The organism is Pradoshia sp. Z3_51, from assembly GCF_058215915.1.
Genome location: NZ_JBZAJC010000009.1, coordinates 12,534 through 32,943 on the forward strand (window position 1 = coordinate 12,534; position 20,410 = coordinate 32,943).

Below are 20,410 nucleotides of genomic sequence, written 5' to 3' on the forward strand. Positions count from 1 at the left end.
CTCTTTAACGATTAACAATAGGCTGCAAGGGTCCAAATTCTAATGCGTTTAATGGCGTGTCAGAGGCGGCAAATAGCTGCATGGTTTCTGTATCGCCGACTTTAATGGCAGAGGCGCTCGATACAGATATCAACTTAATGCAGCCAACCTTAATTTGTTCGTTTACGACATGGAAATTCATCACATTGCTCACTGCTCCTTCATTGAATCAGGATAAACCTCTATAAATCTGATGATGGCATTTTCGATATCTGTTTTGAGTACTTCTGATATTTGCTCCCGAATTGCCGGGATTTTTTGCTCAGTCCTGTTATGAGGTGGCGTTTGATCCAAATAATGATGAATACGCTGAGGAAGCTGCCGGGCTAGATCCTCCATGATAAAGGAGCGCATGGTTTCATCCGCTTTTTGTTCGCAGATATGTTCGGCTCTTTTAAAGATTTCATCCTTCTGATTATTTAGGTCAAGTAAAACCTCACTCGTTAGTTGATGGACAAATTCATCCCTGGATGGAAAGAGAAATGGACCGGAAGGAGTATGATTATTGATGGCCAGCTCATCGATTTTTTCTAAATCTGAAGGGGTTAGCCCTATATTTAAGGTACCCTCCAATCTTTCCACTTTCAGTTGGTCAAATTTATACTCTATCCGATCGACACGAATCGGTGCCTGGTGTTTTGCCTCTGTTAATTCTTCTTTTAATTTCTTTACGTCTTCTTCCAGTTTGAAAATAGCCTGCTGTTGATATTCCAGCGTATTTTGTAAATAGTGTAGGAATTGGGTTAAATCCTGCTGCACATGACTCATCCTTTCCTATTCTGGACTTGAACCTGCGGAGAATCTTCTTCAGTCTCAAAAAGGGGATGGTGCGCTTCCGGAGCAGGTGCCTCAAAGCCACCGGAATTGGTTATGAGTGACTTGGACTTGATGATACCGGCACTGCCGATTTGCAGCACGGATGCATTAGCAATTGCATTAATTTTAATGGTATTAATCATAATCGTTTGCTTAACAAAGATGTTCATTTTCTTCACCTCTATAACGTAAATGCAATTGGTTGATCGACAACATCTGCATCAAACGTATTCGTAGCACTGTAAGGATTGTTTACAGCTACATAATCACCTGTATTAAATGAACCCGCTCCGGAAAATGTTTTAGCATTAGAGTAGGGAGTGACTTTGTAAATATCCCCCACATTAAATACACCGCTGCTCCCTACACTGAGAATTTGGACAATACCTACAATACCTGGCACATTTAACACCTTCCTTGAGTATACCTGTATCTACCTTCTTAACAATTCTTTAACAGTATATGAGGAATGGGCTGAAAGGTGAGGGAACCTCTTTGCTTTAGAAAAAACAGATAATTATGATAGGGGATTTTAGCAGAAACTGCTAAACTGGTTTTATAAGAAATTTTTAGGAGAGATGGGGTGTTCTATTGCAATCCATAACGGATAAACAAAGGATACATGTGGTTGATTTTCTGCGTGGGATTTCAATTGTAGGAATTTTATTGGTCAATATGCTCGATTTTCATTCGCCTTTTTTGTATCTTGAATTAGATTATTGGGATAACAATCTAGATCTCTATACATATGCACTCATTGATATTTTGGCACAGGGGAATTTTTATCCGCTTTTTGCCTTTTTGTTTGGGTTCGGTACGATTATTTTAATGACTAGGGCAGAACAAAAGGGGATATCGTTTCCTGTTTTATTTACAAGGCGGATGATCTTTTTACTATTGCTGGGCATAATTCATGCATTTTTAATTTGGCATGGTGATATTTTAATCACATATGCCGTCTGTGGATTACTTTTGCTGCTTGTTTATCGATTAAAGGGTAAAACATTGCTTCGTTTATCAGTATGGTTATATACCATTCCTTATGGAATATTTGGGCTGCTCATTCTACTGCTCGAATTATTGACCCCAACATCTGGATTGTTAAATACCGATTTTTCAAAAATAAATAAAGCCATTGAAATCTATTCAAGCGGGACGTTCACTGAGATTTTTTCACTGAGATTTAATGACTGGGCTGCTGTCAATGGACCGGCAAATATGTTTTTTTTATTTTTATCCGTTTTTCCATGTATTTTGGCAGGAATGGCTTTTGCCAAATTGGAATGGCTCACCAATCTGAAGGTTCATCAGAAAAAGTTACAGATCATGTTCCTTGTATCATTGCCTATAGGACTGCTTTTGAAAATGTATCCGTATCTGTCGAGCCAAAATTATGCTACTGAATTTTGGCAGGATATTTTTGGTGGGCCCCTCCTGACACTGGCCATTATAACAGGGATTACTCTTATTTATGAGCAATCTCCAAAGGTTAGAAAAATGGCTGTTCCTTTTGTCAGACTGGGAAGAATGTCGCTTACAAATTACCTTATGCACTCCATTCTATGTACGCTGATCTTTTATTCATATGGACTAGGGCTATATGGCGAAGTGGGAGCTTTTATGGGTACTTTATTAGCTGTATTGATTATCCTGTTTCAAATGGTATATACAAAATATTGGTTACGCTCTTTTAGAATGGGACCAATTGAATATGGCTGGAGAATCGTTACTTACTGGGACAAAGCATCATTCAAGCGGGAAAAGGTATATGATACATTTTAATAAAGGTGGAACGCAGTTTAATAAGAGTATAGCTTAAAAGGATAGAGATACGTAATTTGTCATTTTAGTAGCAGGGAAGAGCTGCATAAATGGTTTTAAACCAATATGAAAGGAATGTGGGAAGGATGAAATTTTCAACCGTCAATGATAATGGACAAGCAGTAGCAGGACTGATTGATCAGGATTTATTTTATTCTTTAGAAGTAATTAGGCAATCCAGTGAGGTACTGAAAGGATTGCCAACTTCTTTACAGGCTTTGATTGAAGAATCTGAAACATGGCTGCCAAAGCTTCAGGGATGGGTACAAGCTGCAGAGAAAACAGAAGGTAAATCAATCGACTCTTTAATATGGCTGGCTCCTCTGCCGCGTCCGCACAAAAATATTTTTTGTGTAGGTAAAAATTACGCTGCACATGCTACTGAATTTGATGGCGGGGTTCCACCGGAGGATATGATTGTATTTACGAAGGCTCCAACCGCAGTCAATGCCCATAAACAAGTTGTGCCTCTTCATACAGAAGTAACGAATGAGCTGGACTATGAAGGGGAATTGGCTATTGTAATTGGCAAAAAGGGAACCTCTATTTCCCGTGAAAAAGCTTATGATCATGTTTTTGGATATACCATCTTAAACGATATTACAGCAAGAGATTTGCAATCAAAACATCAGCAATATTTCCTGGGAAAAAGCCTGGATGGTACGTGTCCAATGGGTCCATGGATTGTTTCAAAAGATCATGTGCCACATCCGTATGATCTGGAAATTAAAACAAAAGTAAACGGGGAAACAAGGCAGCATGCCAGAACGTCATTATTTTTGTTTCCAATTGACGAAATCATCGCTACTATTTCGAAGGGAATTACGCTGGAGCCTGGCGACATTATTGCGACCGGTACACCGGCAGGAGTAGGAAAAGGGTTTAAACCACCGCGTTATTTAAAAGACGGGGATGTGATTGAAATAACTATAGAATCGATTGGGACTTTAAAATCTATCATTTCTAAATAAATTGTAAATACATAATGTTCGTAGAATACAACCTAGTATGCTACTATTATGTTGAATATTGCTGAAAGTGGGGGGATTTTATGAGCGGGTCTACTTATGAACATATTTTTATGTGGGTATTATCTATTGTTGTGTTCTTAGTATCTTTAAAAATGACAGGTAAAAATTTAAAAATAATGATGATGATTAATAGGGTACTATACATATTAATTATTGCAACAGGTATCATGATGTTAATGAATGTTTCCAATATTAGTGGTGAATACATCGCCAAGACGATTATTGGTGTTTGGGTAATCGCTGCAATGGAAATGACAAACGTGAAGCGATCAAAAGGAAAGAATCACAAATCTTTCTTCATCCAGTTTTGGATTGCGTTTGTTTTAGTGTTATTGCTAGGCTTTAGATTACCTATTGGTATTCAATTATTCGGATAAGCAGTGGCTCAGTCGATAGAGACTGGGCTTTTTTTTATTTAATCTAATTCCTAATTTATTATAATAAAAGGTTTTTTCATTTTACTTCTAGAATTAATTTAAATTCAGAAGGGAGATGAAGTTCTTGAGATTTACGGAACGTACCTTGAGAATTTTTAAATATGCAGAAATAGAAGCCAAAAGGACAACTAATATCATTTATCCAGTTCATTTAGTATTAGGAATGTTGCTTGAAAGGACAGGTGTCTGTGCTGAGCTATCTATTAAGAATCCAGAACTTCGGGAGCTATTAGTTAAGCGGATTAAAGAAGTGTACTCGAATACTTACGAACATGGAATCAGTTATGAGCCCTTTAAAATGAACATTTCTTTATCGACTAATCAGGTGTTAATACATGCAAGTAACCGAATGAAACGCTTTAACCAGATTTATTTAAATGAAGGACATCTTTCTGATGCAATATTTAAAAGTAAGGATTTTTCAACCTATTCCATATTGGATGGCTTAGATGTTTCCAGCATACTTGGAATAATGTCTTCCCCGAGAGATATGGCTGTTCCTCTGAAGGATTATGAATTCCCAAGTATTTTAACAAGTAATATAAATTATCGGAAAGCGGAGCCAAATGATGCCGCATCGTTAAAAGTCTTTGTGGAAAGTGAATTTGGAGCTAGGTGGCTAGACTCAATTGAAAATGGGTTTTTAAAAGATAATATTCCTATTTTCATCGCTTTAGACGATAACCAAATTATTGGATTCGCTTGCTTTGATGTAGTAAGAAAAAGGAAGGGATTGTTCGGTCCGATGGGTACTACTCTATCAAATCGAGTCCAAGGAATAGGATTCATTCTCCTTCATCATTGTTTAAGAGAGATGCAGGAAATAGGCTATGAATATGCAATCATCGGGCAGGCTGGACCACTGGAATTTTATGAAAAAGCGTGCAATGCTGTCGTGATTCCAAGGAATTAGTGACTGTGATTTTGAACTTACAGATACTCACAGATACTTACAGAGGGAAGGGGTTAAACCTATATTTGTAAGGTGAAAACCCTTATAGTATTCAATCTTACTATTTAGACCAATGGTTATATTTTGATTGTTTTATAAAATAACGCTCGGTTCGTTTTGTTATAATGAAGTTTATAAAATAATAATTTTCTCTATAGGGATATCATCCCGTGGATTAAATAATGTGAACTAGCAGCAGGTGATAATATGATTTTGGAATGTATAGTGGAAAATGAAAAAGATGCCATTAAAGCAGAGCAGCTTGGATTTAACCGTTTGGAATTAGTGTCTGCCATGTCGGAAGGCGGACTAACCCCAAGTTATGGAACAATAAAACGTGTAATCGAAAATGTGAAGATACCTGTTCAGGTGATGCTGCGACCGCATAGCTATTCTTTTGAATATGATGAGTTCGATTGGATGTCGATGAAAGAAGAGCTTCAAGCCTTTTCAGATTTGGGTGTACAAGGGATTGTATTTGGCTGCTTGAGGAACGGGAAAATCGATCAGGCTCTACTGGAGAAAGTGATAAAGGAAGTACCGCATTTTGATATTACGTTCCACAGGGCATTCGATGAACTAAAATCTCATGTAGAGGGACTTAAAGTACTTTGTCAGTACTCCCAGCATGTAAGGCGAATTCTAACTTCCGGCGGTGAAAGAAGAGCCTATGAAGGCAGGGAAACACTACAGCAGCTGATTACTTTAACAGATGTATGGTCGGGTCCTGAGATATTAATCGGCGGTGGCCTGGTTAAGGAGCATATTCAGGAATTGCATTCATTCCTGAATGCAAAGGAATACCATTTTGGGTCAGGGGTCCGAAAAGACCGTTCTTTTGCCAATGGGTTCGACACCGAAAAAATAGAGTACTTACTCGAGTTATTTGGAAGAAAGTGATGGGAGAAAAGACCCGTTTTAAATGGAAAACTTACGATTAAATTCGCTTGAAGGTGAGATAAACAAGAAAAATTACCTGAGAATTAACAATACAGATTTAAGTGCAGAACAAGTTGCCCAAAAGATAAAAAAACACTTCAAATTATAAAGTGTTCTTTTCATCAAATGGTAGTTTCATATCTATTTAATAGGATAGAAGCATTTTGCTATGTTAGTGAAGTGTGTGAATATCATGTAGCATAGCGGTGTCCATATTAATTTTCTTACCAAAACAATGAGTAATGTTAATTGAGCTAGTTGTTCAGATGGATCATACTTGATGCTGCCGCCAAATGTGCGGCATTTTTTATTTATTAGAATATAAAACGCATCCATACATACAGCATATTTTATTACTAAATATACTTTTTTGACAGCGAGAGGAGAAACAGTGATGCATAGAATTAAAATCGAAACAATCACGTTTTGGATAGTTACACTGTTAATGGGGGTTGCAACGATAATAATGTTCATAGAAGGTGACAGTACGAAAGGATTTATGGGTATTTTAACTTGTATGAGCTTAGTAGTCTTAGGAGGTTGGCAATGGAAAGCAAAAAAGCCGCTTGACGGGCCGCTTATGATGATGACGTATATATTTATTTTCATTTCAGTTGGAATTGGTACATTTGGCGGAGGGTACGCGATTAAGCACTTTGATGATTTCCTTCATGTTACCTCCGGGATTTGGCTTGGGTATGCAGCATTGGTACTAACTAGGCAGATAATTGGTGAGGAGCTTACACAAAAATTGCCGAAAGCGTTTCTGGCTAGTCTCATGGTTATCTTTGTGCTTTGTCTAGCTGGTGCATGGGAGCTGCTTGAGTTTGCGGGCGATCAATTATTTCATTTTACCGCTCAAGGGCGAGATCATAAGGATACGATGTTTGATATGATGGATGGATTGATTGGTGGGATTATTAGCGCAGTTTTTTACCTTATCATCAGAAAATAATAAATGAAGTCGGCCGCATGATTGTGGCCGGCATTTTTACTATTTTGGAATACTCGCTTGAGTTCATTAGATACGTTGATTTAAGAAGGATTAACACTAATTATGTTGAAATTATAATATTGAGGTTCGGTAATAGAAGAAGGATATTGTCTTTAGTTTTTAGAATTAAAACCTTTTATTTTGACAGGGGAATCATATGAAAAAAATCATGCTTATTGGTTCTGGAGGTTCAGGGAAATCAACTTTAGCAAGACAACTAGGTGAAAAGTTGAATATAAATGTCTATCATCTTGATTCATTATTTTGGAAACCTAAATGGGTAGGCGTTCCTAAAGAGGAACAAATACAGGTTCAATATGAGTTAGTAACAAAAGAATATTGGATTATTGATGGTAATTACAGTAGCACGATGGATATAAGGATAAATGCAGCCGATACGATAATCTTTCTTGATATACCGAGAACAATCTGCATTTACAGAGCATTTAAAAGAATGTTCCAATATCAAAATAAAACAAGACCAGATATGGGAGAAGGCTGTGAGGAGAGATTTTCTTTCGAGTTTTTAAAATGGATCTGGGAATATCCAAAAAAGCAAAAAACCAAAACGGTATCTGTAAGTGCAGTAATTAAGATGATAATGAATAGCTTATATGTAAAAGTTGGATGGATGGGATGGTGTCTATTCTCTTTCCGCAGCATAGAAAACTTTTTTATTGATATTGGTTAAATTGTTCAAAGTAGATTTTAAACAAGAATATGTTTACGGTTAATGAAAGAAAATTTCCTGACTTATGATGTGGGAGGATACTGATGAGTATGGAGACTGAGTATTTAAGGATTATTAAGGAACGATTTAAAAGTGTTAAAAGTCTTGGAGATAAAGCAGTTTCACAATTATCAGAAGAAGATATACATTGGGCTTTAAATGAGGAATCCAATAGTGTAGCTGTTATCGTACAGCATTTAAGCGGCAATATGGTATCTAGATGGACCGATTTCCTGAATTCGGATGGAGAGAAGCCTAATCGAAATCGGGAACAGGAATTTATAAATCATCTTTTAACAAAGGATGAAATGATCGGTATTTTAGAAGACGGATGGAATACTCTTTTTAAAGAATTACATAATTTAAGCGGAGACGATTTATTAAAGAAAGTATATATACGTGCCGAAAGTCTTGTGGTAATAGACGCAATCGAGAGACAATTAGCTCATTATGCGTATCACATTGGACAAATCGTCTATATAGGTAAACAAATAAAGAGTAAAGAGTGGGAAAGTCTTAGTATACCAAAAGGCCAATCAGAAGCTTATTTGCAGCAAATGCTGAAAAAACATCAATCCTGAAATAGGGTATCCTCCTAATAAAACCCCTCTAAAAAGTAATTTGCCTATAGCAGACAGCCTGTCACTTGAAGTAAACAGTATATAACCTAAAGTGCTCACGAGCTGAAAGTACTTTAGGTTATCACGATTTAAAATGGATTGGAGATGTGTGAAAATGAAATGAGCTGCCAGTGTCCTTAATCCTTGTTCTTTACTAATTTTTCAATGATCATTCGTTTTCCAGTATTTAGGGTAAATTCAAAGCGGTTTTGTTCTTTGTTGTGCTCGTTAAAATGGTGGTGGACAGAGCAGATATAATCACCATTATCAAAAATGAAAAAGTTCGTGCCTGATGACTGGGCTGTAGATGAAAAGGATAATTGGTTATAGCCATAGATACAGTCATAAGCAGAGAAATCCATGCTGTTTAACGTCGTGATGAATTGAAAGAAAGCATCATCCCTTAATTCCTCCAGTAATCGTTCCAAAGAGTATTGTAAATTTTTTTTAATACGAACCTGGTCTTCATCTTTTATAAAAATAAGCTCTTTGCCCGATAAAAGCTTCCCGTCTTCTACTAATGTCCCTTTTCTCCAACGATTATTACGATAAATGGATATCTCATTATTCATATATTCCTCAAGTGGGTATGCCTCATCTGTTTCTTCATCGAAGAAGACCCATTGATCATTGATGTTTTCAAAGATTCCTTCTGTATATGCTCGCAGCTGTTTACTTAATAGTTGATTTCTAAGTTGATTTTTCATTTGTGCGCCTCCAAGTGCAGATAAAAGAGTCTATGTAGAACTCAAATTACTGCATATCCGTTTTGTAATGATAAAATTTATGGCACTGTTTTCTATTTCTTAACATAAGCATCTTCTTTTATAACCCCACCCCTTAAAGTTGGACAATTAACAACTTTGTGTAAGATGCATATCATGTTAGCAGGAATGGGCCATTTGCTTGTTTGAAAGGATGATGCATTTTGTGCGGTATTACTGGCTGGGTTGAATTTAATCGATCTATTGATCAAGAGAAAGAGATTCTCATTAAAATGACAAATACACTCTCAAAACGTGGACCGGATGACACGAATATTTGGGATAGCCAACATGTCGGTTTGGGACATAAAAGGCTCATTGTGGTGGATCCGCTCTGTGGAAAACAACCTATGATCCGTGAAAAAAATGGGAATCAATTTGTACTATGCTACAATGGTGAACTTTACAATACTGAGGATATTCGAAAAGAACTACTATTAAAAGGATATTCATTTACTGGCCATTCGGACACCGAAGTTCTGTTAACTGCCTATATAGAATGGCAAGAAAAATGCGTGGATTTTTTTAATGGGATATTTGCCTTTGCGATTTGGGATGAAGCCAAACAACAATTATTTGTGGCAAGGGATCGATTAGGGGTGAAACCTTTTTTTTATTCCCTGAAAAATGGCCAATTTTTGTTTGGTTCTGAAATAAAAGCTATTATGGCTCACCCGGCAGTCAAGCCGGTTTTGACAAGAGAAGGACTTGCAGAAATATTCGGACTTGGTCCATCTCGATCACCTGGTTCAGGGGTTTTTAAAAATATTCACGAACTCCGCCCAGGACATACCTTAACCTTTAATAGAGAAGGACTTAAAATTAACCGATATTGGAATGTGAAGAGTGAAACACATCAGGAGAGTCTGGATGAAACCGTAGAAAAGGTCCGTTTTCTAGTGACGGATGCTGTAAAAAGACAATTGGTTTCAGATGTTCCGTTATGTACATTCCTATCAGGCGGACTTGATTCAAGTGCCATTACAGCAATCGCAGCCAAGCAATATCAGATGGATGGGAAACCTGCTCTTAATACGTATTCGATTGATTATGAGGATAATGCTGCCCATTTTCAAGCGAATGAATTCCAGCCCAATGCGGATGGACATTGGATTGAACTAATGAATCAGGAATTTGGTACGAAACATCACTATTGTGTCATCAGTCAAGAAGAACTGATAAATAATTTGGGAGAGGCCGTAATTGTAAAAGATTTACCGGGAATGGCAGATATCGATTCTTCCTTGCTTTGGTTTTGCAGAAAAATCAAAGAGGACTATGTCGTCGGTCTTTCTGGAGAATGTGCGGATGAGATTTTTGGAGGCTATCCATGGTTTCATAATCCTGAACAATTATCAAACGATACTTTTCCATGGATGCGCTCTATCCATGAACGAAATCAATTACTTAGACAAGAATGGAGAAAAAAGCTATCTCTTGAAGAGTATGTAAAGCATAAATATCAAGAAAGCCTACAGGAGACACCTTTGCTTTCGGGAGAATCCGACTTGGAAACAAAAAGAAGGCAGTTATTTTATTTGAATATGACCTGGTTTATGACCAATCTATTGGATCGTAAAGACCGAATGAGTATGGGAGCAAGTTTAGAGGTACGTGTTCCATTTGCAGATCATCGTCTAGTGGAATATGCTTGGAATATACCGTGGGATATGAAAATGGCCGGTAACCGGGAAAAGGGAATTCTAAGGAAAGCCTTGAAGGGGATCCTGCCAGAAGATGTTTTATACAGAAAGAAAAGCCCATATCCGAAAACGCATAATCCTCTTTATACAAAGCTTGTGAAGGATTGGCTTGAGGAATTATTAGAGGATGGGGATTCCCCGCTATTCGAATTCTTCGATAGAGATCAGCTGAAAGCCCTTGTTGATACTGGAGGATCTTCATTTAAAAAGCCATGGTATGGGCAATTGATGTCCGGTCCGCAATTACTTGCTTATTTAATTCAAGTGCATATATGGTTTAAGCATTACAATATTATTTTGGAGGATTCATAAGTAAAACGAAGGCTGCCAATACCATGGCAGCCTTTTCTCGTGCAAAATACGGTATAACTGAAGAATCTCGTTATGTAATTTATATTTTACATTATGGAATATATATGTTACTTTAACATCGAGGTGTATTATGGAAAATTTAGTAAAAGTTGCTCGTGTAAGAGTAGGCTTGACGCAACAGCAATTGGCTGAAGCTGTTGGTATTACAAGACAAACGGTTAGTCTTATTGAGAAAGGGAGATACAACCCATCATTAAAGCTATGCTTGCAAATTTGCTATACAGTAAATACAAAATTAGATGAAATCTTTTGGATTGAAAAGGAGGATATTGAATGAAAAAGATTACAGATGAGAGGCTTATCTTCAAAAATTTACAAAATATTAAAATAGCTTATATCATACAAACACTTGGTATTCTATGTATACTTGGATACGATTTTTTTCAGGGCGGCCTTGAAAAAATGCGTTCAAATCCTCTTTGGTTTTTATTTATATTAACTTCTGTTGTGTCTGCTTATTTATCAATGAGTGTGAGTATCGAATATGAAAAAGAAAACATTAATCCTAAAAAATCATTTATGATAAGTTTAATAGTATTGACAGCTATTGTAGTCATTTCTGCCTCTCTCATTTCAATTACACCTGGCTATGGATGGGGGGAAGGTCTGCTTGTAGGAGGTGTTATTTTTATCTGTGGTCTTACACCTTTGTATTATGTTTACCGGCTAAGAATGAAATAAGGAAATAATTTTGTAGATGAATAAGTATATAGAGATATGGTTTAGCAGCTTTATAAGGTCTAAGAAAAAAGTGATTCTACATAAAAAAATATGAGACGGAGGTAGTATATTGATTGATTTCTCTTTTTGCTTCAGTCAAAACGAAAGTGAGAAGATAATTAATCGCTTTGGGCTGGATTTTTATAAGAAAGTCTTGTTAGATCTTGTATATTATGCTGACAAGTGGGATTTAACAGCTATGCAATTCATTCCGTCTTATTCCGCAAAGGTAGTGTTTAAATGTCAGTCTAAAAAATATGGTGATGTGGTCCTGAAACTAGGTGATCCTTCTTTAGGAGAGATTGTTACAGAATATCATACATTATGTCAATATCATGCGCAGGGATTTTGTGGAGTAATTGAAGCGGACATTGAAAATGGTGTCATTCTTGAAGCCTGTATACAGCCTGGAACATCTTTGAGAGAAGAGAATTCACTTGGAAAAAGATTATCTGTTTTTTGTCACCTTTACAAAGGACTTCATATCTTCCCATCTAAATCTGTGGTTTATCCTAGTTATATGCAATGGCTCGATCGAATAACAAATTACATGAGCAAACAAAAAGATTGTAGAGAGCTATATTTATGTATGAAAAAAGCGAGAAATATTTATTTATCGATTTCAACTATGTATTCTGAAAAGGCGTTGCTTCATGGTGATTTACATCATGACAATATCCTTCTTGGTATGGATGGAGAATATATAATTATTGATCCTAAAGGTGTCATCGGTGACCCAGTGTTTGATGTTCCGCGTTTTATATTAAATGAATTTGATAATGAAAAAGATAGGAAAACGTATAAGAAAATAAACTATATCATTGGAGTTTTAGAAAAAGAGCTTACTATCCCAGATTCTATTATAAGACAATGCCTATATGTCGAAACTCTTATGAGCGTGTGTTGGTGTATAGAGGATGGTGGAGAATATTCAAGTGTTAAGAAAGATATTATATTAGCAGAAGCTGTGTTGAATAGCTGCTCTTTAAATCTCTGAACTAAATAGAAAGTTATTGGAGGATTAATCCATTATACTAGAAGAAAAACAGAATGAAACAATATATATAAAGCCGGAAACCTTCAGAGTAAATTTAGTCTCCAAGGCTCCCGGCCATTATATTACTTGAATATATGGTTAATGACTTCATCCATAGACATTGTACTATCCACTTCAAATACGCCAGGTTTCAGTTTGTTTTCCAACTTCCTGCTTTCGATCGTTTTCGTAAAGCTAGAAGCGTCTTTAATGATTTTTCCTTTAACCAACGCTTGAGCAACATCAATACTAGTCATTCCGCTAGCTACATTGATTACTGTTTTGTAGACAACTTGTTGATCCTGCTGATTAGAGTTTTCTTTTGCAGTTTGCTCTGCTTTTTGCAGTTCAGCGGAGTATTCGTCCTCTGTTTTTATAACATATCCCAAAGAAGATAGCTCATTTTTCATTTCATCTTCTGTCATTTCTTTAGTAACGGTATTTTTTGGAGATTCTGCAGCTTGAGTAACCGTTTCTTCCTCAGAGGAGGAAAAATATACGGCGCCGCATACACCTGCTGCCACAATAATCCCTGCAGCAAAGCTACTCAGAACTTTAGGCGTCATTGGCTATTTTCCTCCTTCTTTGGCTAGGACCTTCGTATGGAGCAAGCAGTTCTACTACTTCGTTCTCCGTAAGTTTGTGCATAGAGGCAATACTTTTAGTGGAATAGCCGCGCTTATATAAGTCCAGCATTTTCACCATAACTTGGCGTTCTTCAGAGTGATGACCCATGATGCCAGCTTCCTGAGCAGTAACCTCTGCATTTAATTCTAATTTATTGATTTGCTCCTGCAGTTTGTTCGTTTCATCGAGCATGACTGCATAATAACTGTCTAACTGTTTTTTTTCCTCTTTCGTTTGCTTTTTCATTTTCATAAATGAAATAAGAAGTAAAACGACAGCTGTACTAAATAAGATAACTAAAGCTAGATTCATTTGTCTTAAATCCTCCTATAAAAATACTCTACTTATTATACATGTAAAAATAGCATTTACGACAGAAATTGCCCAAAAGAAAAAAATTTGTAATCTTCTTTTCAAAAAAAGTGCTCTTTAACAAGCGATATGGATGACTGTTATACATAACTTGTTATTTTATTGGTAATATAGTGAATATTTAGGTGTGAGTTAAAGCAGGTAAGTTATAGATAAGTTTCATTTAATAGGAGGAAGGCAATGGTTAGATTGGAAGAAATGAAATCAGATGAGTTTCAAAATTATCAAGTTATGCAATTAAAAACTATGCAAATGAACACGTAAAGGCTGGTAATTGGAAGGAGGCAGAAGCAATTGATCAGGCTGCTGCAGAATTTAAAAGGTTATTACCTGATGGAAAAGATACCGCTAATCATCACCTATTCTCTATTCGTGAGGAAGAGAGAGAAGTAGGTATGATTTGGCTTGCTCAGCTTTCAACGATTAATATTTGGAAGGATAATCAAGGACTTGGTTATGGAAAAGAGGCAATGTAAGAAATTAAAATCTTCGCCCAAAATCAGGGTCTTAACTATATAGGGCTTCACGTCTTTGGTCACAATAAGTGGGCACGAGATTTATATGAGAAATTAGGATATATAGAAACGGATATTATCATGAGGAAAAAATTAAGATAAAAACAGTCCTTAAGTGGAGTATTTGTATCTATGGTAAGTTTTATAGAGATAATTGCTGAAGAATGGAAAGCATTTTGTTGAAAAAAGCCGCCCAAAAACAGGCGGCTTTATAGATACTTTATTTAGAAACAGAAAGAATCGTATATCCGTCTTCGGCAAGTGTAATCTGACCTTTATCATTCCACTGACTTTTAGAATCCATGTAAAGTGGCTTAGCACTCTTCCATTCTTTCAAAGAAATAGACTTTGATTGTTTGCCAAGATTAATGCACACATAGGCAAGAGAGTCAGAGCTTTCTCTTTTATACATAACTACATCAGGATCATGAGCTACAAAGAGAAGATCACCTTCATTGGCGAGGACCTTATGATCTTTACGTAAGTTAATTAAGGATTGCACATGCTTACGAAGCTCGAGGTCTTGATTTTTGTCCTCCCAAGGCATACATTTACGGCAGCCGGGATCATCTTCACCATCTAGTCCAATTTCATCGCCATAATAAATGCATGGCGTTCCCGTAAAGGTAAGTAATATCGTGAAAATTTGTTTGATTTTATCAAGATTACCTTCACATTCTGTTAAAATCCTAGGTGTGTCATGGCTTCCGATTAAATTGAAGGCCGCCATATTCACAATATGTGGATACATATGATAAACCTTCGTCATTTTTTCAGCAAACTGTGTAGGTGTGATGGTGCTTTTGGCGAAAATTTCCAATATTGCAGTTAAGAATGGATAGTTCATTACAGCATCAAATTGGTCTCCACGCAGCCACGGCATGGAATCATGCCAAATTTCGCCGAGTATGTATGCATCCTCTTTTTCAGATCTGACTGCTTTACGGAAATCACGCCAGAAATCAAAATCTACTTCATTGGCTACATCTAGTCTCCAGCCATCAATATTGCATTCACGGATCCAATACTTAGCCACATTTAGCAAGTATTCTTTTACTTCTGGATTCTTTGTATTTAATTTTGGCATTGTTTCTACAAAACCAAAGGCATCATAGTTGAGATTTTCTTCAACCATTGGAAGGCTGCGCGTATGGAACCAATCCTTATACTTGGAATCCTCTCCTTTTTCTAATACATCCTGGAATGGCTTGAAATGATAGCCGCTATGATTAAATACCGCATCAAGCATGACCCTTATACCGCGCTTGTGGCTTTCTTCAACGAGTCGTTTTAATGTTTCCTTCGTTCCAAATTGAGGGTCAAGCTCCATATAATCAATGGTGTCATATTTATGGTTGGAATAAGCATGAAATACAGGGGTGAAATAAATTCCAGTAATGCCTAAATCCTTGAGATAATCTAAATGATCGATGACCCCTGCCAAGTCACCGCCAAAGAAATTGGTTGGTGTCGGTGCGGCACTTCCCCATGGCAAAGTACCTTTAGGATTTAATTTTGCATCCCCGTTTGCAAACCGTTCGGGGAAGATTTGGTACCAAACAGTATCTTTAACCCACTCTGGTGCGCTGAATACTTCTGTATGATGAAGATATGGTAAAGCAAAGAGAAGGCCGACTTTAGGAAGTTCCTCGTAAAAACCTTTTTCAGAATAATAGGCTGTTTTAGCATTCTTATCTGTTAAACGGAAAGTATAGCGAGCTCGGCGGTGAGGAAGATCAATGGTAGAACGCCAATAATCATACAGTTCATCACTGCCGGTATAGTCCATATTTTTTGCTTTGTAAATCCATTCACTGCCCTGAAAATCATAGGGATCACCATATAGTAACTCCATCTTTTCAATATCATCTTTTTTACTCATGATCATAATCGTAATGGAGTTTAATGATGAACTATACATAAATTGATCTCTTGCAAAGTGAATAACAGATGCTTTTTCCATGTAACCTTTCTCCTCTCAATATACAAGTGAATATTAATGCAAACGCTTGCGCCTTCTATTCATTAACTATATCAGTTAATGATAAATTTTCAATCTCGAAAATTTTAGATAATAACAATGTGTTTTTACCCATAAAACGATGTAAAATAACTTAATAAATAATTCACAATTTTATTATTGTTAAATTTTGATAAATAAGTATAATAAAGGTGTTGAGTCTGCAATCGTTTTCATTAGAAAATTAATACAAAAATTATATTTGAACATCAAGTGCATTCTTATGTGCAAACGTTTGTTTACTTAGCGATATTATAAGAGGAGGGGTTGACCCATGAAAAAAGCATACTCCATGTTAATGGTGCTCATGCTCGTAATTGGCGTACTGGCTGCTTGTGGACCAGACAGAGAGAAAGAAACAGGCAGTAAGGAAGATACGAATACGGATAAACCTGAAAAACTAGTCATTTGGGAAGATACAGATAAAGGACCTGGCTTAGAGCCGGCTATAAAAGCATTTGAAAAAGAGCATGGAATTAAAGTTGAATATAAAGAAATGGGTATGGCAGATAAGATTCGTGAACAAATCAGATTGGATGGACCAGCTGGAAAAGGTCCGGATGTTATCACATTGCCGCATGATCAAATTGGTCAATTAGCTATTGAAGGTGTATTAGCTGAACTAAAAGTAGACCAAAGTGTAATCGATACTTTTACAGAATCTTCTGTTCAGGCACAAACCTATGATGGTAAATTATATGGCTTGCCAAAAGCTACTGAAACACCAGTCTTTATTTATAACAAGAAACTTATGGAAAAACCGCCTGCAACAATGGATGAATTATATACATTTGCAAAAGAGAACACAAAAGGCAAAACATATGGATTTACAGCTAAATGGGATGATTTTTATCATGCATATGGTGTAATTGGCGGTATGGGTGGTTATGTGTTTGGAGAAAAAGATGGATCTCTAAACCGTGATGATTTAGGACTAAATAATGAAGGTGCAATTGAAGGCGCTGAATTTATTGCTAAATGGTATAAAGAAGGCCTGTTCCCTAAAGGGATTATTGGAGAAAGCGGCGGTTCAGCACAGGATGGTTTATTTAATGAAGGAAAACTGGCTTCCGTACAAAATGGACCTTGGGCTTTCCAAGGATATAAAGATGCAGGTATAGATATTGGAGCAACTGCATTGCCGACACTTCCAAATGGAGAACACATGAAAACCTTCATGGGTGTTAAAGGATGGCACGTGTCAGCTTACTCTAAAAATACAGATTGGGCTACTAAATTGGTTGAACACTTAACTAATTATGATAGCGCGAAAGTTCGTTATGAAAAAACACAGGAGATTCCTCCGGTTAAAAAATTGATTGAAGATCCAATTATTGCTGACAATGAATTTTCTAAAGCAGTAGCAGAGCAATCCCAATATGCGATTCCAATGCCTAATATACCAGAAATGGGAGAAGTTTGGTCCCCGATGGCAGCGGCTTTAGAGACAATCGCAACTGGTAAAGCAGATGCTAAATCTGCAATGGATGAGGCAGCGAAGACAATCAAAACAAATATTGATACCAACCATAAAAAATAATGCTAGGTAAGGGTTAGGCGGTATCCAATTATTCTGGATATGGCCTATCCTTTTATAACAAGGTATTGGTTATATTGCATTTTAGTGAAAACTCGGGAAGAGACTTTCTCTTTGTTCATCTTCCCTTTAGAAAGTTTGTTTCTGGGCTTTCACAGAATATAGCCAATTCTTTTCGTAGAAAGGGGAAAAACCCACGATGGATATAATTCCTGCTCAAACAAAAACCAACTATGCTAAAAAGGCTGCTTTATTTTCGATTATTCCAGGGTTTGGACAGTTTTTTAATAAACAATACATAAAAGGAATTATCTTTCTTATTTTGACAGCCTCTTTTTTTATTGCTTTTGCAGATATGTTAAATATTGGATTTTGGGGATTGGTCACTTTAGGTGAAATTCCGAAGCTTGATCATTCTGTTATTTTATTGATAGACGGCATTCTAACGTTAATTGTAACGATTATTGGTTTAGGTATTTACGCTTTTAATATTTACGATGCTTATAACAATGGTAAAAAGAGAGACCAAGAGATTGCATTAAATTCTATACGCGAGCAATATCAAAATTTAATTGATAATGGATTCCCCTATCTAATTGTTTCTCCGGGATTTTTGTTATTAATTTTCGTTGTTATATTTCCGATTATCTTCTCTTTCCTTTTGGCATTCACAAACTATGATTTGTATCATTCCCCGCCTGCAAATCTGGTCGATTGGATTGGATTTCAGAACTTTATTGATATTTTTAAAATAGAAATATGGAGAACCACATTCTTTAAAGTGTTTGGCTGGACTATTGTATGGACATTTACAGCAACGACTTTACAAATTGCACTCGGAGTCTTTCTGGCAGTATTGGTTAATCAGAAAGATTTAAAGGGCAAGGCTATCATTAGAACCGTCCTGATTTTGCCTTGGGCCGTTCCTGCCTTTGTATCCATCCTTGTATTTTCAGGTATGTTTAATGAATCATTTGGTATTATCAATACGACGATTCTTCCGGCTCTTGGATTACCTCCAGTGGATTGGATGACGGAAGCAAACTGGACAAGACTTGCTTTAATTCTCATACAGGGCTGGTTAGGATTTCCGTTTATTTTTGCCATGACAACAGGAGTCCTTCAATCTATACCGGAGGATTTATATGAAGCGGCCACGATAGATGGGGCTAGCTTGATGCAGAAATTCAGAAAAATTACTTTACCGCTCGTTTTGTTTGCCACTGCGCCTATACTAATCACACAGTATACGTTTAATTTTAATAACTTTAATTTAATCTTTTTATTTAATAACGGAGGCCCTGCCATACCGGGTCAAAATGCGTGGGGTACGGATATATTAATTTCGTGGATTTATAGATTGACAATGACATCGGCTCAATATGGAAAAGCTGCCGCAGTTACGATGATTCTTTCACTAATTGTCATGTCTGTAGCATTATGGCAATTCAAACGGACTAAGTCTTTCCAAGAGGAGGATATGATGTAATGAAGAGTTCAAAAAAGAATAAAATGATCCGCTTAACCTTATCTTATATAGTCATAGCCATCATGTTTGCCATTGTCATCTATCCAATTCTTTGGATTATAGGCTCATCCTTTAATCCGGGGAACAGTTTGTCCGGTTCAACGATGTTTCCCAAAAATCCAACGCTCGACCATTATAAAGAGCTATTTGATATGAAAAACAGTGATTATCTGATTTGGTACTTTAACTCTCTTAAAATTAGTATTATGACAATGATTTTAACGGTTATTACGGTTTCTTTTACAGCCTATGCGTTTTCACGATATCGGTTTGTTGGGAGAAAAAATGGATTAATGACCTTTTTGATTTTACAAATGATCCCGAACTTTGCAGCCTTGATTGCCATTTATGTATTGGCCGTTCGGACAGGATTGCTGGATACACATATCGGCTTAATTTTACTGTATGTGGGTGGACAAATTCCGATGAATACGTGGTTGATGAAGGGGTATCTTGATACCATTCCACGTGAACTCGATGAAAGTGCGAAGATGGATGGAGCTGGTCATTTACGTATATTCTTCCAAATCGTCCTGCCTTTGGCAAAACCAATCATAGCGGTTGTAGCGTTATTCGCTTTTGTTGCTCCTTTCGGAGATTTTATTTTAGCGAAAATATTAATTAGCTCAAGTGATCAGTATACGATTGCAGTTGGTTTATATGAACTGGTTGGTAAGAAATTTGGAGCAGAATTCACCAAGTTTGCAGCAGGTTCGGTTTTAATTGCTATTCCAATTGCTACCCTTTTCCTATTCTTCCAAAAATACTTTGTTTCCGGATTGACGGCTGGCGGTACAAAGGGATAAGGTTATTTTGATGGGAGAAATAAGGGGGAAA

General features: G+C 36.6%; 23 protein-coding genes. 15 read left to right on the top strand and 8 right to left on the bottom strand.

The window, feature by feature from the left end; all coding sequences use genetic code 11:
- Positions 1-4: 4 nt before the first annotated feature.
- Genes AC4BHA_RS14785 through AC4BHA_RS14800 form a run of 4 tightly spaced genes read right to left on the bottom strand, consistent with a single transcriptional unit; the run spans position 5 to position 1,258 of the window.
- Positions 5-181 (bottom strand): spore gernimation protein GerPD, encoded by a 177-nt coding sequence (locus AC4BHA_RS14785; RefSeq protein ID WP_139063800.1) that lies wholly within the window; start codon positions 179-181, stop codon positions 5-7.
- An 8-nt stretch (positions 182-189) separates the two neighbouring features.
- Entirely contained in the window at positions 190-798 is a 609-nt protein-coding gene (gene gerPC / locus AC4BHA_RS14790) for a spore germination protein GerPC (protein ID WP_490558853.1), read from the bottom strand.
- Between the two features lie 5 nt (positions 799-803).
- Positions 804-1,025 carry a spore germination protein GerPB gene (locus tag AC4BHA_RS14795; RefSeq protein ID WP_139891461.1) on the bottom strand — a complete coding sequence of 74 codons (222 nt, stop codon included), beginning with the start codon at positions 1,023-1,025 and terminating at the stop codon, positions 804-806.
- An 11-nt stretch (positions 1,026-1,036) separates the two neighbouring features.
- On the bottom strand, positions 1,037-1,258 hold the full coding sequence (locus tag AC4BHA_RS14800; protein WP_139891460.1) for a spore germination protein: 222 nt from the start codon (positions 1,256-1,258) through the stop codon (positions 1,037-1,039).
- 188 nt (positions 1,259-1,446) lie between these two features.
- On the opposite strand from AC4BHA_RS14800, the gene AC4BHA_RS14805 reads away from it, so the two are divergent.
- From AC4BHA_RS14805 to AC4BHA_RS14840, 8 genes are all read left to right on the top strand, one after another.
- Positions 1,447-2,637, top strand: a complete 1,191-nt coding sequence (locus AC4BHA_RS14805) for a DUF418 domain-containing protein (protein ID WP_066101635.1) — start codon at positions 1,447-1,449, stop codon at positions 2,635-2,637.
- A 125-nt stretch (positions 2,638-2,762) separates the two neighbouring features.
- Positions 2,763-3,647 (top strand): fumarylacetoacetate hydrolase family protein, encoded by an 885-nt coding sequence (locus AC4BHA_RS14810; RefSeq protein WP_148630870.1) that lies wholly within the window; start codon positions 2,763-2,765, stop codon positions 3,645-3,647.
- 80 nt (positions 3,648-3,727) lie between these two features.
- Positions 3,728-4,084: a YisL family protein gene (locus AC4BHA_RS14815; protein ID WP_066101632.1), complete on the top strand. Its 357-nt coding sequence runs from the start codon at positions 3,728-3,730 to the stop codon at positions 4,082-4,084.
- A gap of 124 nt (positions 4,085-4,208) precedes the next feature.
- Positions 4,209-5,057 carry a GNAT family N-acetyltransferase gene (locus AC4BHA_RS14820; RefSeq protein ID WP_490551966.1) on the top strand — a complete coding sequence of 283 codons (849 nt, stop codon included), beginning with the start codon at positions 4,209-4,211 and terminating at the stop codon, positions 5,055-5,057.
- A gap of 246 nt (positions 5,058-5,303) precedes the next feature.
- The gene (locus AC4BHA_RS14825) at positions 5,304-5,996 is read left to right on the top strand and encodes a copper homeostasis protein CutC (RefSeq protein WP_490558854.1); all 693 of its coding nucleotides are present in this window, start codon (positions 5,304-5,306) and stop codon (positions 5,994-5,996) included.
- Between the two features lie 433 nt (positions 5,997-6,429).
- On the top strand, positions 6,430-6,990 hold the full coding sequence (locus AC4BHA_RS14830) for a DUF2238 domain-containing protein (protein WP_490558855.1): 561 nt from the start codon (positions 6,430-6,432) through the stop codon (positions 6,988-6,990).
- A 196-nt stretch (positions 6,991-7,186) separates the two neighbouring features.
- Complete coding sequence (locus AC4BHA_RS14835; RefSeq protein WP_140461144.1) at positions 7,187-7,720, top strand: DNA topology modulation protein; 534 nt, start codon at positions 7,187-7,189, stop codon at positions 7,718-7,720.
- Between the two features lie 83 nt (positions 7,721-7,803).
- The gene (locus tag AC4BHA_RS14840; protein ID WP_490558856.1) at positions 7,804-8,340 is read left to right on the top strand and encodes a DUF1572 family protein; all 537 of its coding nucleotides are present in this window, start codon (positions 7,804-7,806) and stop codon (positions 8,338-8,340) included.
- Positions 8,341-8,516: 176 nt separating this feature from the next.
- Here the strand turns inward: AC4BHA_RS14840 and AC4BHA_RS14845 are convergent, their stop codons facing one another.
- On the bottom strand, positions 8,517-9,086 hold the full coding sequence (locus AC4BHA_RS14845) for a DUF2777 family protein (RefSeq protein WP_066101611.1): 570 nt from the start codon (positions 9,084-9,086) through the stop codon (positions 8,517-8,519).
- Positions 9,087-9,307: 221 nt separating this feature from the next.
- Between AC4BHA_RS14845 and asnB the strand changes: the two genes are divergently transcribed.
- From asnB to AC4BHA_RS14865, 4 genes are all read left to right on the top strand, one after another.
- Positions 9,308-11,158: an asparagine synthase (glutamine-hydrolyzing) gene (gene asnB / locus AC4BHA_RS14850; RefSeq protein ID WP_490551959.1), complete on the top strand. Its 1,851-nt coding sequence runs from the start codon at positions 9,308-9,310 to the stop codon at positions 11,156-11,158.
- A 130-nt stretch (positions 11,159-11,288) separates the two neighbouring features.
- The gene (locus AC4BHA_RS14855) at positions 11,289-11,495 is read left to right on the top strand and encodes a helix-turn-helix transcriptional regulator (RefSeq protein ID WP_490551957.1); all 207 of its coding nucleotides are present in this window, start codon (positions 11,289-11,291) and stop codon (positions 11,493-11,495) included.
- Entirely contained in the window at positions 11,492-11,899 is a 408-nt protein-coding gene (locus AC4BHA_RS14860; protein ID WP_490558857.1) for a hypothetical protein, read from the top strand. Before AC4BHA_RS14855 ends, AC4BHA_RS14860 begins: the two co-directional genes overlap by 4 nt.
- Before the next feature lie 109 nt (positions 11,900-12,008).
- A complete protein-coding gene (locus AC4BHA_RS14865) occupies positions 12,009-12,935 on the top strand; it encodes an aminoglycoside phosphotransferase family protein (RefSeq protein WP_490551953.1) in 927 nt (308 codons plus the stop codon).
- Positions 12,936-13,057: 122 nt separating this feature from the next.
- On the opposite strand, the gene AC4BHA_RS14870 is transcribed toward AC4BHA_RS14865, so the two are convergent.
- The 3 genes from AC4BHA_RS14870 to AC4BHA_RS14880 form a co-directional block, all read right to left on the bottom strand.
- Positions 13,058-13,540 carry an endolytic transglycosylase MltG gene (locus AC4BHA_RS14870; protein WP_139891452.1) on the bottom strand — a complete coding sequence of 161 codons (483 nt, stop codon included), beginning with the start codon at positions 13,538-13,540 and terminating at the stop codon, positions 13,058-13,060.
- A complete protein-coding gene (locus AC4BHA_RS14875; protein ID WP_139891451.1) occupies positions 13,530-13,913 on the bottom strand; it encodes a hypothetical protein in 384 nt (127 codons plus the stop codon). Before AC4BHA_RS14875 ends, AC4BHA_RS14870 begins: the two co-directional genes overlap by 11 nt.
- Positions 13,914-14,708: 795 nt before the next feature.
- Entirely contained in the window at positions 14,709-16,451 is a 1,743-nt protein-coding gene (locus tag AC4BHA_RS14880; RefSeq protein WP_490551951.1) for a glycoside hydrolase family 13 protein, read from the bottom strand.
- A gap of 331 nt (positions 16,452-16,782) precedes the next feature.
- Between AC4BHA_RS14880 and AC4BHA_RS14885 the strand changes: the two genes are divergently transcribed.
- From AC4BHA_RS14885 to AC4BHA_RS14895, 3 genes are all read left to right on the top strand, one after another.
- Entirely contained in the window at positions 16,783-18,048 is a 1,266-nt protein-coding gene (locus AC4BHA_RS14885; RefSeq protein WP_066101595.1) for an extracellular solute-binding protein, read from the top strand.
- 196 nt (positions 18,049-18,244) lie between these two features.
- Complete coding sequence (locus tag AC4BHA_RS14890) at positions 18,245-19,534, top strand: carbohydrate ABC transporter permease (RefSeq protein WP_066101593.1); 1,290 nt, start codon at positions 18,245-18,247, stop codon at positions 19,532-19,534.
- Positions 19,534-20,379 carry a sugar ABC transporter permease gene (locus AC4BHA_RS14895; protein ID WP_066101590.1) on the top strand — a complete coding sequence of 282 codons (846 nt, stop codon included), beginning with the start codon at positions 19,534-19,536 and terminating at the stop codon, positions 20,377-20,379. Before AC4BHA_RS14890 ends, AC4BHA_RS14895 begins: the two co-directional genes overlap by 1 nt.
- Positions 20,380-20,410: the final 31 nt, after the last annotated feature.

Excerpts from the sequence above, each read along its gene's own strand:
- AC4BHA_RS14785 (WP_139063800.1), bottom strand. The coding sequence starts at position 181 with ATGAATTTCCATGTCGTAAACGAACAAATTAAGGTTGGCTGCATTAAG.
- AC4BHA_RS14795 (WP_139891461.1), bottom strand. The coding sequence starts at position 1,025 with ATGAACATCTTTGTTAAGCAAACGATTATGATTAATACCATTAAAATT.
- AC4BHA_RS14810 (WP_148630870.1), top strand. The coding sequence starts at position 2,763 with ATGAAATTTTCAACCGTCAATGATAATGGACAAGCAGTAGCAGGACTG.
- AC4BHA_RS14815 (WP_066101632.1), top strand. The coding sequence starts at position 3,728 with ATGAGCGGGTCTACTTATGAACATATTTTTATGTGGGTATTATCTATT.
- AC4BHA_RS14825 (WP_490558854.1), top strand. The coding sequence starts at position 5,304 with ATGATTTTGGAATGTATAGTGGAAAATGAAAAAGATGCCATTAAAGCA.
- AC4BHA_RS14830 (WP_490558855.1), top strand. The coding sequence starts at position 6,430 with ATGCATAGAATTAAAATCGAAACAATCACGTTTTGGATAGTTACACTG.
- AC4BHA_RS14835 (WP_140461144.1), top strand. The coding sequence starts at position 7,187 with ATGAAAAAAATCATGCTTATTGGTTCTGGAGGTTCAGGGAAATCAACT.
- AC4BHA_RS14840 (WP_490558856.1), top strand. The coding sequence starts at position 7,804 with ATGAGTATGGAGACTGAGTATTTAAGGATTATTAAGGAACGATTTAAA.
- AC4BHA_RS14845 (WP_066101611.1), bottom strand. The coding sequence starts at position 9,086 with ATGAAAAATCAACTTAGAAATCAACTATTAAGTAAACAGCTGCGAGCA.
- AC4BHA_RS14855 (WP_490551957.1), top strand. The coding sequence starts at position 11,289 with ATGGAAAATTTAGTAAAAGTTGCTCGTGTAAGAGTAGGCTTGACGCAA.
- AC4BHA_RS14860 (WP_490558857.1), top strand. The coding sequence starts at position 11,492 with ATGAAAAAGATTACAGATGAGAGGCTTATCTTCAAAAATTTACAAAAT.
- AC4BHA_RS14870 (WP_139891452.1), bottom strand. The coding sequence starts at position 13,540 with ATGACGCCTAAAGTTCTGAGTAGCTTTGCTGCAGGGATTATTGTGGCA.
- AC4BHA_RS14875 (WP_139891451.1), bottom strand. The coding sequence starts at position 13,913 with ATGAATCTAGCTTTAGTTATCTTATTTAGTACAGCTGTCGTTTTACTT.
- AC4BHA_RS14880 (WP_490551951.1), bottom strand. The coding sequence starts at position 16,451 with ATGGAAAAAGCATCTGTTATTCACTTTGCAAGAGATCAATTTATGTAT.
- AC4BHA_RS14885 (WP_066101595.1), top strand. The coding sequence starts at position 16,783 with ATGAAAAAAGCATACTCCATGTTAATGGTGCTCATGCTCGTAATTGGC.
- AC4BHA_RS14890 (WP_066101593.1), top strand. The coding sequence starts at position 18,245 with ATGGATATAATTCCTGCTCAAACAAAAACCAACTATGCTAAAAAGGCT.
- AC4BHA_RS14895 (WP_066101590.1), top strand. The coding sequence starts at position 19,534 with ATGAAGAGTTCAAAAAAGAATAAAATGATCCGCTTAACCTTATCTTAT.